Origin of the sequence: Burkholderia sp. NFPP32 (genome assembly GCF_900119325.1) — a bacterium.
Taxonomy (GTDB): Bacteria; Pseudomonadota; Gammaproteobacteria; order Burkholderiales; family Burkholderiaceae; genus Burkholderia; species Burkholderia pyrrocinia_C.
Map to the genome: position 1 here is coordinate 93,249 of NZ_FPJP01000022.1, position 12,561 is coordinate 105,809.

Genomic DNA, 12,561 nt, shown 5'->3' on the forward strand with positions numbered 1-12,561 from the left:
ACGCCACTTCGGCGCCCGCCTGCGCGCGACGTGCGCAAGATTCGTGAATCGATCGGTGCGGTGTCAGCTTCGATTCAACTCTGACCACCGGAGGTGGCAGTTCTGGGGGCGGCACTAACGGGTCAGCACGAGACTCTCGTCCATAAGGCCGGAGATAAGGTCATCGGAAAGGCGGGGTTGCTTTCCCTGGCACGCACCTTGTCGGGTGAACTGTGGGCGCTCGGCATCCGGGTCAATGGCCTGAGCCCCGGCCCGACCGAGACGGCTGCGCTTGGCAAGCTGGGCCTGCCGCCGGAACCGGCATCATCAGCCTGGCTTCGGCGGTGTGGCCTTGCCCGCGTCTCCTTCCTGAATCCCCGATCCCCGCCCATGAACGCCTCCAGCATGTGCGGAAACAGCACCGCGGCATCGACCGCTTCGCCGTAGGTCTGCGCGTGCAGCGCCGCAAGCGGTCGAGGTCGGCCTTCAGGCTGGCCGGGCACGCGAAGGTCAGCTTGATGCTCTCGGTCATCGGCAGCGGCCCCAGCCGCAGTTTGCGCGTCGCGCTCATCGTGACTGGCGATAGTAGGTTCGCAGCTCTAATCGCATTGTCAATTTATCAACATCGCCAACGATCGCCTGAAGCGACTTCCAAACAAAGAGGCTGGACGTGCGCCCAGTCTCTTCGATCTCTGCGTGTACCCGCCTCTTAGCTTTTCAGAAAACCGGTCGAAATCCACGGTACCGCTGCGATCACCACGATTCCAATGAACAGTGCAGCCATATAACCCATGATCGGACGAATGCCCAAGTTCGGCGAGATCTTGCTGACCGCACACGCGCCGTAATAGCCGACCCCGAACGGTGGCGAGAACAGCCCCAAACCCATCGACAGAATGACAACCATTGCGTATTGAACTTCATGGATGCCGACAGCCCGGGCAATGGGGAAAAGTAGCGGCCCGAAGAGCACGATGGCAGGTATTCCCTCGAGGACGCTGCCCAAGATGATGAACATGAAAATTGACACAACCATGAAGGTGAACGCACCCCCTGGCAGATGCCGCATGAAATCCGCCAGTCCGTGAGAGAAGCCGGACTGTGTGAGTGCCCACGCCATCGCTGTAGCCGTACCTATGATGATGAGGATCGCACCGGAAAGAGCGGCCGTCTCCACGAGCATGGGGCCAACGCGCTTCCAGTCAAAGCATCGATACACCATGAGCCCGGCGACAACAGAATACGCGATGCCGACTGTCGAGACTTCCGTTGCAGTGGCCACGCCCTCCACCACAGCCATGCGGATGACAACCGGAAGGGCCAACGCCGGGATCGATACCACAAACGCCTTTCCGACCAAGGACCACGCGGCCCTCGCGGAGGACGCGGGTTCGAATTTTCGGGCCCGCCACCAGACAAGCATGCACAACATGAACGCCAGTACGAGCCCCGGCAGCAGACCACCGGTAAAAAGCGCAGAGATTGATACGCCGGTAACCGATCCGATCGTGATGAGCACGATGCTTGGCGGAACCGTTTCGGTCTGCGCGCCGGTTGCCGATAGCAGTGCGACGAGCTCGCCGGGATTCTCGCCACGCTTTTTCATCTCAGGGAACAGAATCGGAGCAACGGCCGCCATATCGGCCGCCTTTGACCCCGAAATCCCGGAAATCAGGTACATCGCGCCAACCAAAACATATGAGAGGCCACCCCGGACGTGACCCAGCAACGATGCCAGGAAGTTGATCATCGCCCGTGCCATCCCTGTCATTTCAATGAGAAGCCCGAGGAAAACAAACATCGGCACGGCCAACAGCAGGATTTGAGACATTCCCTCGTCCATGCGGCTGACGACAATTTCCAACGGCATGGACGTTGACATTGAAAGGTAAGCAAACACGGAAAGGCCGAAGGAGAATGCGATAGGCATTCCACTCAACACGGTGAAACCGACCACACCAACGAAGAAAATCACTAAGTTCAGGTTTCCAAGCGATTGCAAGACCGGTCCGGCATGTTCCAGCGCAAACACAGTCACTAGCGACACCGCAATCCCGGTGATAGCAGTCTTCCAGCCGATTGCTAACAACTTGACCACGCAGATCAGCAGCATCGACACAATCCCGAAGATGATAGCCGCGACGCGTAGGCCGTCATTGATCTCCATTGTCGGGGTCAGAATGTCCCACTGCTGCTTGATGTAAGCGATCGACGGAACAAGCACGAGTCCGAGAAAAAGCATGCTTGCCACCATCGAAACGGTGTCCCAGAAGGGATACCAGTGCTCGCCCATGCGGTTGACCAGTGCCGTCATGCGCATGTGGCTTCCTCGATGCAACGCGGTAGCGGCACCTGTCATTGCGAGCCAGAGAAACAGGATGCCAGCGAGTTCGTCGCTCCAGATCAGCGGATGATGCAGGACATAACGAGCAACAACACCGCTGAAGAGCAGGATAACTTCTGCTAGCACCAGCAGTGCTGCCGGCACAGAGACCATCAGGCCTAGCGCAAAGTCCACATGGGACAGCCAGCGGGGCATCGTCTTCGTCGTCTGGTGGACGGTTGCGCTGGTCTGTTGCTCGAGTGCGTCGTCCACGTCTTTCAGCGTTTGCGTTCTCATGCCAGCTTCCCCGTGTACTTCTCCATAAGACCCCATTCTTCGTCGCCGAAGAATTGCTTCTGCTCCGTGTAGAAGTTCGCGGATTTCAGGGCCTGGCGGAAGGCGTTCGCGTCAGCGGTGTTAAACGCAAGCCCTTTGCCCTCAAGCGTCTTTTGCAGGGAGGCGTTCAATTGAATTACGTCTTTTCGTTGCTTCAGTGCCCCCGCATTGAGGTGCTTTGAGACGATGTCGCGGACGGTGGGTGGCATCTTTTCCCACGCTGTCTTGTTGCCCAACAACCAGTAGCCATCCCACATGTGGTTCGTCATCGAGCAGTATTTCTGGACTTCGTAAAGCTTCGCGGTGTCTACTACAGCCAGCGCGTTCTCCTGCCCGTCGACGACCTTTGTCTGCAACGAAGAATAGACTTCGTTGAAGCTGATCGACGCCGGAGCGGCGGAAAGCGACTTGAACAGCGAGATCCAGAGACGACCACCCGGCACCCGGATTTTCATCCCCTGGAGGTCGGCAGGAGTCTTGATGGGCTTTGTACTGGTCGTGATCTGCCGGAACCCGTTGTTCCAGATCTTGTCCTGCACGATCAGATTCGCCTTTCCAATCAGCCCGCGAATATGGGCGCCAAGGTCGCCATCGAATGCTGCGAATACCTGGTCATAGTCCTTATATGCAAATCCGACTCCGGAGATGGATGCCTTGGGAACCAGAGTCGAAAGGGTATTAGCGCCCGAGACCGTATAAAACTCCAGTGCGCCAGCCCGTAACTGCGAGAACATGTCGGGGTCGCCACCGAGCTGATTATTTGGAAACACCCGAAGGTCGACTCGACCGTCTGTCTCCTTTTTGATCGCATCCGCTGCCTCTTGAATACGAACATTCAGCGGATGATTTGCCGGAAGGTTCGTGCCGACCTTATAGGAGAATTCTGCCGCGTTGGCGCGCCGAACCCACGGACCATCCAGGAGGCCTGTCGCAGCGACAAAGGCTGCTCCGGTTCCGGTGATGAGAAAGTTTCTACGATTGAATCCCATGTTTGTCTCCAACGATTTTGAATTATCGTCCGCCAAGGACTTTGCGCTTTATATGTTTACCGGCCTTTCCCCGACGCGATGGGTCGAAGGAGCGTTTTTCGTGCGCTTTTGATTTGACGCGCCAGTCAGATCGGTGCGTGCATCTAGAGTAGCGGACGCGCCGCTCCTCAACAAACGACTTTATCTCGACCTACGGTGAGAAAAAATCGCTGGCCCGAACTTCGATAGGCGGCGGCTTCGACAGACGCGGCCGTGCGAAGCGGCGGTTGCGGGCAATACATACCGTGCCCTGAACGTGTGGTCATTTCTCCTAGGGAAATCCCGCTCTGCTTCGCCCGCAGCGCGGCGGCCCGGACGCGTGACCTTCTCCACTCTGCGAGCTGTACTGGCAACCTCTCGCGGTCGCCAACATTGCGGACTCCGCCGGATTTGGCGATTTGCGCGCAGGCCTTCCGGGTGAAAAAAAATCGTCTCTTGGACGGAGGCTCTCGCCGGCATGACACGCCGCGCTGAACTCACTGGATCCTATCGGTTATTGAGCCGGCCTACATCGAGACGCCTTTTGACGCGAACTTCATGGCGCCCGACGGCCCCCTCGCCACGAGCTAGCGCCTGCGTTGAAGCAGTCGTACACGTCGCGCGCGATTTCGTCGGCTTGTGTGGGCAAGTTCGGGTTCTGCTTCTTGCGCGCCATGCCGCCCGTTGGTGCCATGGTTACGATGACTTTCGGCTTGCTCATGGTTGTCGTCTCCGTGAAAATTGCCTCGGCGAATTTTTTTGACCGAGGGACAATTTTTTGTTGTTCAGCGTACAATAAAATTTATTCCCACCTCGCGGACGCATCAACCTGGGGATAACGTGAGCCTGCATGTCCTGTTTGCGCTCGCGCCTCCACCGCTCTCATGGAAGCCGCAATATGAACGAAACGCTTTCGCGCAAGGGTCGCATTCAGACGGTGCTCGGTCTGATCGAACCCGAAGCGCTCGGTCCCACGCTGATGCATGAGCATCTGCTGATCGACCTCGTGCCGCCGCGCCTCGCCGAAGACGCCGATCACGACACGACCGAAATCGACCTCTGCAATTGCTGGAAGATCAACTACGGGCAGGTGCCGTCGCTGAAAAACTATCGGCTCGACCAGAAGGAAGTGGCGATCGAGGAGCTGGCGGAATTGCGCGCGGCGGGCGGCGCGGCCATCGTCGATCTGACCACGGGCGGCCTAAAGCCCGATCCCGAAGGCCTCACGCATATTTCGCGCGAAACGGGCGTGCAGGTGGTGATGGGCTGCGGCCATTACGTACACGAGTATCAGGACCCGGCTAACGCGCAGCGCAGCATCGACGACTTCGCGCGCGAGATGGTCGGGCAGATCACGGAAGGCGCGTGGGGCACGGCGGTGCGCGCCGGCATTATCGGGGAGATCGGCTGCCAGTCGCCGTGGACGGATCAGGAACGGCGCGTCGTGCATGGCGCGCTGCTCGCGCAGCAGGAAACGGGCGCAGCGCTCAACCTTCATCCGGGGCGTCACGCGGATCAGCCGCAGGAACTTGTCGATACGATCCGGCGTTTGGGTTTTCCGCTGGAGCGCGTGATCATCAGCCATATCGACCGCACGATTTTCGACGACGAACGCCTGCTGCGTCTCGCCGATTCGGGCTGCGTGATCGAATTCGATCTGTTCGGCTGGGAGCAGAGCGCGTATCCGATGTCGGACATCGACATGCCCAACGACGGCGCGCGCCTGCGCATGGTGCGCACACTGTTCGATTACGGCCACGCGGAGCGCGTGCTGATCAGCCACGACATCTGCACACGCACGCGTTTGGGCCGTTACGGCGGCCACGGCTATCAGCATATCTTCGCCAATATCGTGCCGCGCATGCTGCGGCACGGCTTCACGCAGGACGAAGTCGACACGCTGCTCACGCGCAATCCGCGCCGTCTGCTGACGTTCGTTTGAAGCGGTTTGACCGCGAACTCACTTCGCGAGCATGCGCTCGATGCCCGCGATAGTGACTTCCACGAAGGTGTCGAAGCTCGAATCGAGCGGCACTTCGCTGCCGCTTTGCCAGCGCACGATGAATGCACGGTTCGCGAGCGTGGGCAAATGACGCGCGAGCGTCGGGTATTCGAGCGCGCGAATGTCGTGGACTTTTTCCTGCAACTGGTTGGTCCAGATCGCGAGGTCGTCGGTGGGCAGCGGTGCGAATTCGAGCGTCGCGAAGCCGACCATGCTCGCGACCACGACGTTGTACATGTCGACGAGTCGCGACTCGTCGCAACCGGCCTGCAATAGCACCGTGAGAATGCGGTCGATCAGCAACGGGCTCAGGCTCGCATTCGAGACGAGTTGCGCGCCCACCAGTTGCGCCACGTTCGGATGCCGCTGCACCGACTTGCGGTAGCGGCGGAACAGCTCGCGAAACCAGTCCTGCCAACTCAGCTCGCCGATTTCCGGCGTGACGCCCGCCATGGTTGCTTCGACCACGGCGGCGAGCAGTGCGTCGCGATTGGGCACGTGCCAATAGACCGCGGTGGGATAGACGTCGAGCTGGCGGGCAACTTCGCGCAGGCTGAAGGCCGTGAGGCCGTTCTGGTCGATCTGCTCGATCGCCACCGCGACGATGCGCTCGCGCGTGAGCGCTTTGTCGGCGGGTACCGCTTTTTTCCGGGTCGCGCCGTTTGCGCGCTTCGCGGGTGTTGCCGCCGATGTTTTGGCCGACGTCTTAGCCGGTGCTTTCGGCGCGCGCGCCGGGGCTTTCGCTGCCGGTTTTGTTGCTCTTGCTGCGGCTTCCTTTGCTGTGGTGGCTTTCTTCACGTGTGATCCGTTATTCGATGAAGCGCCCGGCGTGCCCGCTGGCCAGTGCGGTCAAGTGGGGCCGGGTCGGACAAGGCTTTCATTGTATACCGCACAACTGTCTCTTCACCGCGACGCCAAGGGCGTCTCCATTTTTTCCTGGTTGCCTTTCCATTTTGATCGCCATATAACCTATCCTTGTTCACTGAACAACGACGCATTGTTCGACGAACGACAGGCAACTGACAACGTTCAGTCGCGACATTCACACGACGGGTATCGGAGATCGTTATGAAATGGAAAGTGTTGGGGAGCGCGATGGGCCTGATGGCGGCGAGCGCCGCCGCGCACGCGCAATCGTCGGTGACGTTGTACGGCGTGATCGACGACGGCCTCACGTACGTGTCGAATCAGGGCGGGCATCACGCGTATCGCATGGACGACAGCATCAGCCAGGGCGACCGCTTCGGCTTTCGCGGCGCGGAGGATCTGGGCGGCGGCCTGAAGGCGATCTTTAATCTCGAAGGCGGCTTCAATCCCAACACGGGCGCGTCGCGACAGGGCGGCCTGGAATTCGGGCGGCAGGCGTATGTCGGGCTGCAAAGCGAGCGCTTCGGCACGCTCTCCCTCGGCCGCACCTACGACCAGATGACGACCACGCTGATCCGCTATCACTCGGGCTACTGGTCGGGCATCTACGCGTTCGACGCGGGCGACCACGACCGCATCTCCGGCAACTGGCTCAACAACGTCGTGACCTACGTGAGCCCGACCGTGCGCGGCCTGCATTTCTCCGCGCAATACGCGTTCAATTCGCTGAGCGCCCCGGCGAATAACTACGGTGTGGCCTATAGCTTGAGCGCGACCTACGAGCACGGCCCTTTCAGCATTGGCGTGGCGACCACCAGCATTCACGACTACACGGTTACGCCCGGCAGCAGCTTGGGCGTGAGCAGCTTCCTCGGCACGAACGTGGCGTTTTCGTCGCGAGCCGTGGTGGTCGATCGTTATCGCACGGCGGGCGTGGGCGCGTCGTACGACTTCGGCATTGTCGGCCTCTCGGGCTTGTACACGAACACGCGTTACGAGAAGGGCGCGAATGCCTCGACCATGCAAAGCTTCAACGTAGTTCTGCACGGCAATCTGCGTCCGGATCTCGTGCTCGCGGGCGGCTACGGCTACTCGAAGATGTCGCCGTATCAGTGGAACGAATTCAACGCCGTGCTCGACTACTTGCTGTCCAAGCGCACTGACGTGTACTTGAGCGCGAACTACGACAAGGCCAACGGCGGTGCACGCGCCGTGCTCGTAACGCTGCCGATCTCGGGCAACGACAAGCAGCTAGCCGTGCGCGTGGGCATTCGCCACAAGTTCTGATGCTCGCCACTGCGCCAACTCACTCCTATTTTCAGTCTCTCTGCCGGACGCGATCATGAACAGCAGCTCTTCTCACGCAGCCCCCTTCGATGCCACCACGCCCGCCACGTCGCGCGCCGAGCAGCGACGCGCCATCGGCGCAGGCATGGTTGGTTATATCCTCGAATGGTTCGACTTCGGGGTGTACGGTTTTCTCGCGGCGATCATCGCGAAGAACTTTTTCCCGTCGACGGACGACTTCACCTCGTTGCTGGCCTCGTTCGCGGTGTTCGGCGTGGGTTTCGTCGCGCGTCCGATCAGCAGTGTCGTGCTCGGCCGCATCGCCGACGTGCGCGGCCGTCACATCACGCTCGCCACCACCATGATCCTGATGGCGCTCAGCACGGTCGCGATCGGCTTCCTGCCCACGTACGAGCGCATCGGCATCTGGGCACCCGTGCTGCTGGTGGCGGCGCGTCTCGTGCAGGGTTTCGCGGCGGGCGGCGAATGGGGCACGGCGGCCGCATTTCTGGTGGAGTGGGGTGGCGCGAACCGGCGCGGCTTCTTCGGCGCGTTTCAGCAATCGAGCATCGCGGCGGGCCTGCTGCTCGGCTCGCTCGTCGCGGCCATCCTGAGCAGTGCGCTCGACACGAACGCGCTCGCTTCGTGGGGCTGGCGCATTCCGTTCTTTCTCGGCGCGTTGCTCGGGCCGGTGGGCATGTACGTACGCCGTCGCGTGCAGGAGTCGCCGTCGTTCGAAAGCGAAGCGGCGCGCGCTCACACGCTGAGCGGCGCGCAATTCGCGAAGTCGCTTTTTCACGCGTTTTCATTCGTGATTTTCTGGGCCGTGAGCTCGTACATGGTGGCGGTGTATATGCCCACGTTCGCAAACAAGTACGCGCATATATCGCGCACGCAGGCGCTGTGGACCAGCACCGCCTCCCTCGCCACGGTGATGATCGTCGCGCCGCTCATGGGCGCGTTGTCCGACCGCATCGGCCGCAAACCCGTGCTGCTCGCGAGTTGCGCGTTCTTCGTGCTGCTCTCGTATCCGCTCTATCAGTTCATCGTCTCGGGCATTGGTTTCATGACGTTCTTCTGGACGCAACTGCTGATGAACGTGGTGTTCACGATGTACTCGGGCGCGGGTCCGGCGGCGCTCGCGGAGATGTTCCCGACGCGCGTGCGTTCCACCGGCGTGGCGTTCGGCGGCGCCCTCGCGACCATCCTCGGCGGCTTCTCGCCGTTCCTCACCACGTGGACGATCGCCTCGACGGGCGCGAGCGCGAATGCAGGTTGGCTGCTCGCGGGCAGCGCATTGTTCACGCTGCCCGCGCTGTTGGTGATGAAGGACCGCGCGCGCGAAAAGTCGATCTGATGAGCGGTCTGCCGCGTAATTCAATTATTCACCGTACAATGAAATATTGTTCGAAGATCAACCGCTCAACGAAGCAGGAACACACAGAATGACGACGTCGATTCTTCCCGAAGCGCAGGTTCACGCTCGCAGCGATGCCGCGACGGTCGGCGACGCGCTGGCGGCTGCCGCTGCCGCGTTTGCCGCGCGCAACCCGCAAAGCGCGCAGCAATACGAACGCGCGGCCGAAGTCATGCCCGGCGGCAACACGCGTTCGGTGCTGTTTTACGAGCCGTTTCCGCTAGCGATGGCAAAAGGCGAAGGCTGCCGCCTGTGGGACGCGGACGGTCACGAATACCTCGATTTCATCGCCGAATTCAGCGCAGGCATTTACGGCCATTCGCACCCGCAGATTCGCACGGCCATCGACGCGGCGCTCGACGGCGGCCTGAATCTGAGCGGCCACAATCTGCTCGAATCGCGGCTGGCGAAAGCAGTGTGCGAACGCTTCGCCTCGCTCGAAACGGTGCGCTTCACGAACTCGGGCACCGAGGCCAATCTGATGATGCTGGCCACCGCGAAAGCCTTCACGAAGCGCAGCAAGGTGATCGTGTTCGTGGGCGGCTACCACGGCGGCGTGCTCACGTTCGGGCGCGGCGCCAGCGTCGTGAACGTGCCGCACGAGTTTCTTTACGCTGAATACAACGATCTCGACAGCGTGCGGCATTTGCTTGATGAAAATCCCGCTGAAGTCGCGGCGATTCTCGTCGAGCCGATGCAAGGCGCGTCGGGTTGCATCGTTGGCGAAACAGCCTTTTTGCGGGGCTTGCGCGAACTCTCGAGCGCGCATGGCGCATTGTTGATGTTCGACGAAGTGATGACCTCGCGGCTCGCGCCGGGCGGCTTGCAAGCCGAGCTCGGCATCACGCCCGATCTCACGTCGCTCGGCAAGTACATCGGCGGCGGCATGTCGTTCGGCGCGTTCGGCGGCCGCGCCGAGATCATGGCGCTGTTCGATCCGCGCAGGCGCGGCGCGTTGCAGCACGCGGGGACCTTCAACAACAACGTGATGACGATGGCGGCGGGCTGGACCGGCCTCACGCAGATCTACACGCCCGCCGCGGCGCGTGCGCTCACGGCGCGCGGTAATGCGTTGCGCGAGGCGTTGAACGCGCGCTTCGCCGCAGCGGGCGTGGTGCTGCGCTTTATCGGCATCGGCTCGCTGATGAATCTGCAGATCACCGCGCGCCCCGTGCGTTCCGTGCGCGACATCAATGCCGCGATGAACGTGTTCAAGGACCTGTTCTTTTTCCATCTGGTCGAGCAGGGAATCTATATCGCGCGGCGCGGTTACGTGGTGCTGAGTCTGCCGGTGGGCGACGCGGAAACCGCGCGCTTCGAAGCGGTGGTCGCGAGCTTCATCGAACGCTACGCACACCTGCTGCCGCGCGGCGATCAGGCGGCGAGCTGACGCGATGGATATCGTCGAACTGACCGCGCCCGAGTTGCGCAAGATGATCGGCAGCAAGGCGATTTCGCCGGTCGAACTCACCGAGGCGTGCATCGCGCGTATCGAGGCGCTCGATCCGTACGTGAACGCCGTGGCCGCCACCGATTTCGACGCGGCCCGCCGCGCGGCGCAAGCGGCGGAAGACGCCGTGATGCGCGGCGAGCCGCTCGGTCTGCTGCACGGCTTGCCGGCAGGCATCAAGGATCTGGAAGCCACGGCGGGTTTGCTCACCACGCATGGCTCGCCGCTGTATCGCGATCTGGTGCCTACCGAGGACAATCTGCTCGTGGCGCGTTTGCGGGCGGCCGGCGCGATTGTCGTCGGCAAGACCAACGTGCCGGAACTGGGCGCGGGCGCGAATACGCGCAACCCGGTCTGGGGCGCAACAGGCAATCCGTTCGATCCGAACCGCAACGCGGGCGGCTCGTCGGGCGGCTCCGCGGTGGCGCTTGCGTGCGACATGCTGCCGGTCTGTACCGGTTCCGACACGGGCGGCTCGCTGCGCATTCCCGCCGCGCTGTGCGGCGTGGTGGGCTTTCGGCCTTCGCCGGGGCTCGTGCCGAGTCCGCGCAAGCTGCTGGGCTGGACGCCCATTTCGGTGGTTGGGCCGATGGGGCGCAACGTGGCGGAAGCGCGCCTTCAACTCGCGGCTACGGCCGGTCTGGACAGCGGCGATCCGCTCAGCTACGAGGTGGATGCCGGTGCCTTTCTCGTGCCGCGCGAGGTCGATTTGAGTCGCCTGCGCGTGGGCTGGACCGAAGACTTCGGCGTGTGCGATGTCGACGACGATATCCGCCGCACGTTTCGCCGCAAGCTCGACGCGATGCGCGGGATGTTCGCGGTTTGCGAGCCGATCGACGTAGATTTCGCCGATGCGCATCGCGCTTTCGACGTGATTCGCGCCGAGAGTTTCGTCGCGGGGCTGCGCACGGCCTACGAGAGCGATCCCGCGTCGCTCGGCCCGAACACGCGCGCCAATTACGAGCTGGGCGCCGCGTTGACGTTGGCCGATTCCGCCTCGGCGCATGCGGCGCAAACGGCCATCGCGCGACGCTTTCAGCAGCTATTCAACCCCTACGACATGATACTCGCGCCGACCACGCCGGTTTCGCCGTTCCCGTGGACGCAGATGTTCGCGAGCCGCGTAGGCGGCCGCTCGCAGGAAAACTACTATCGCTGGCTGGCACTGACGTATGTGACTACGCTGTGCACGAATCCGGCGGCGAGCCTGCCGTGCGGCACGGATGAAGTGGGCATGCCGTTCGGTTTGCAGGTCATCGGGCCGTTTCGCGGCGACCGGCGCACGCTGGATACGTGCGAGGCGCTGGAGGCGGCGTTTTCCCGATCGACTGAATTGTGCAGGCCGCGCCCCGACTTACAGAAGCTCGCGCATACGATCGTCGAGCCGCCGTTGCGATCAATCGTAGTCGCTCGGGGCGAGGGACGCCCTTACGAGAGTCGCATGGGGGGAACTTCGTTGGTCTGAGGCTTCCACGATGACTCCCCCTTTGCGCTGCGTCTCTCTGCCATCTGCCGTGCTTGCTGCTCCTCAACGTTCGCGGCTAGTGTCCCGTTCCGTTGTTAACCGAACTATGTTCGCGTAGCATGTAGACGTCAACGGAACGGGAGACGTCAACATGGCGATGGGACGACCGAAGGCGGAACTGGTGCTGAGCGAAGACGAGCGCTCGCAACTGATGTCGATCGCGCGTTCTCGCTCGATTTCGGCTGCGTTGGTCACGCGGGCGCGCATCGTGCTGGCGGCCGCTGACGGCGAACCCAACAGTGCGATCGCGCAGCGCCTGCAAATCAGGCGCGCCACAGTGGGCAAATGGCGCCTGCGATTTCTGGAGCAGCGCATCAACGGACTCTATGACGAAGTACGCCCCGGCAAGCCGCGCACGATTGACGATG

The 12,561-nt window shown here is 61.8% G+C and carries 10 protein-coding genes and 3 pseudogenes; 8 read left to right on the forward strand and 5 right to left on the reverse strand.

Going from position 1 to position 12,561, the window contains the following annotated elements; genetic code table 11:
- Window positions 1-93: 93 nt before the first annotated feature.
- Window positions 94-273, forward strand: a pseudogene (locus BT264_RS40585) (SDR family oxidoreductase); the annotation flags it as partial.
- Between the two features lie 33 nt (window positions 274-306).
- Here the strand turns inward: BT264_RS40585 and BT264_RS29880 are convergent.
- From BT264_RS29880 to BT264_RS29895, 4 genes and pseudogenes are all read right to left on the reverse strand, one after another.
- Window positions 307-550, reverse strand: a pseudogene (locus BT264_RS29880) (DUF2274 domain-containing protein).
- A gap of 138 nt (window positions 551-688) precedes the next feature.
- On the reverse strand, window positions 689-2,599 hold the full coding sequence (locus BT264_RS29885; protein WP_110281409.1) for a TRAP transporter large permease: 1,911 nt from the start codon (window positions 2,597-2,599) through the stop codon (window positions 689-691).
- Window positions 2,596-3,627 (reverse strand): TRAP transporter substrate-binding protein, encoded by a 1,032-nt coding sequence (locus tag BT264_RS29890; RefSeq protein WP_072445236.1) that lies wholly within the window; start codon window positions 3,625-3,627, stop codon window positions 2,596-2,598. The genes BT264_RS29885 and BT264_RS29890 overlap by 4 nt, the downstream gene beginning before the upstream one ends.
- A 604-nt stretch (window positions 3,628-4,231) precedes the next feature.
- Window positions 4,232-4,366, reverse strand: a pseudogene (locus tag BT264_RS29895) (3-keto-5-aminohexanoate cleavage protein); the annotation flags it as partial.
- Between the two features lie 177 nt (window positions 4,367-4,543).
- Between BT264_RS29895 and BT264_RS29900 the strand changes: the two are divergent.
- On the forward strand, window positions 4,544-5,587 hold the full coding sequence (locus BT264_RS29900; protein WP_072445237.1) for a phosphotriesterase family protein: 1,044 nt from the start codon (window positions 4,544-4,546) through the stop codon (window positions 5,585-5,587).
- An 18-nt stretch (window positions 5,588-5,605) separates the two neighbouring features.
- Here BT264_RS29900 and BT264_RS29905 read toward each other — a convergent pair whose 3' ends face one another.
- Window positions 5,606-6,244 (reverse strand): TetR/AcrR family transcriptional regulator, encoded by a 639-nt coding sequence (locus BT264_RS29905; protein ID WP_256260735.1) that lies wholly within the window; start codon window positions 6,242-6,244, stop codon window positions 5,606-5,608.
- 19 nt (window positions 6,245-6,263) lie between these two features.
- Here BT264_RS29905 and BT264_RS40185 point away from each other — a divergent pair, with 19 nt between their 5' ends.
- The 6 genes from BT264_RS40185 to BT264_RS29930 all read left to right on the forward strand — a co-directional run.
- A complete protein-coding gene (locus BT264_RS40185) occupies window positions 6,264-6,719 on the forward strand; it encodes a hypothetical protein (protein WP_256260736.1) in 456 nt (151 codons plus the stop codon).
- Complete coding sequence (locus tag BT264_RS29910; RefSeq protein ID WP_072445239.1) at window positions 6,716-7,801, forward strand: porin; 1,086 nt, start codon at window positions 6,716-6,718, stop codon at window positions 7,799-7,801. The genes BT264_RS40185 and BT264_RS29910 overlap by 4 nt, the downstream gene beginning before the upstream one ends.
- Before the next feature lie 55 nt (window positions 7,802-7,856).
- Window positions 7,857-9,158: an MFS transporter gene (locus BT264_RS29915; protein ID WP_072445240.1), complete on the forward strand. Its 1,302-nt coding sequence runs from the start codon at window positions 7,857-7,859 to the stop codon at window positions 9,156-9,158.
- An 88-nt stretch (window positions 9,159-9,246) separates the two neighbouring features.
- Entirely contained in the window at window positions 9,247-10,608 is a 1,362-nt protein-coding gene (locus BT264_RS29920; RefSeq protein WP_072445241.1) for an aspartate aminotransferase family protein, read from the forward strand.
- Between the two features lie 4 nt (window positions 10,609-10,612).
- Window positions 10,613-12,133 carry an amidase gene (locus BT264_RS29925; protein ID WP_072445242.1) on the forward strand — a complete coding sequence of 507 codons (1,521 nt, stop codon included), beginning with the start codon at window positions 10,613-10,615 and terminating at the stop codon, window positions 12,131-12,133.
- 151 nt (window positions 12,134-12,284) lie between these two features.
- Window positions 12,285-12,561, forward strand: a 277-nt coding sequence (locus BT264_RS29930; protein WP_143156748.1) for a helix-turn-helix domain-containing protein, incomplete at its 3' end; no start/stop codon positions are given.

What these genes read in the sequence shown, in the direction of transcription:
- BT264_RS29885 (WP_110281409.1), bottom strand. Translation starts at nt 2,599, where the DNA reads ATGAGAACGCAAACGCTGAAAGACGTGGACGACGCACTCGAGCAACAG.
- BT264_RS29890 (WP_072445236.1), bottom strand. Translation starts at nt 3,627, where the DNA reads ATGGGATTCAATCGTAGAAACTTTCTCATCACCGGAACCGGAGCAGCC.
- BT264_RS29900 (WP_072445237.1), top strand. Translation starts at nt 4,544, where the DNA reads ATGAACGAAACGCTTTCGCGCAAGGGTCGCATTCAGACGGTGCTCGGT.
- BT264_RS29910 (WP_072445239.1), top strand. Translation starts at nt 6,716, where the DNA reads ATGAAATGGAAAGTGTTGGGGAGCGCGATGGGCCTGATGGCGGCGAGC.
- BT264_RS29915 (WP_072445240.1), top strand. Translation starts at nt 7,857, where the DNA reads ATGAACAGCAGCTCTTCTCACGCAGCCCCCTTCGATGCCACCACGCCC.
- BT264_RS29920 (WP_072445241.1), top strand. Translation starts at nt 9,247, where the DNA reads ATGACGACGTCGATTCTTCCCGAAGCGCAGGTTCACGCTCGCAGCGAT.
- BT264_RS29925 (WP_072445242.1), top strand. Translation starts at nt 10,613, where the DNA reads ATGGATATCGTCGAACTGACCGCGCCCGAGTTGCGCAAGATGATCGGC.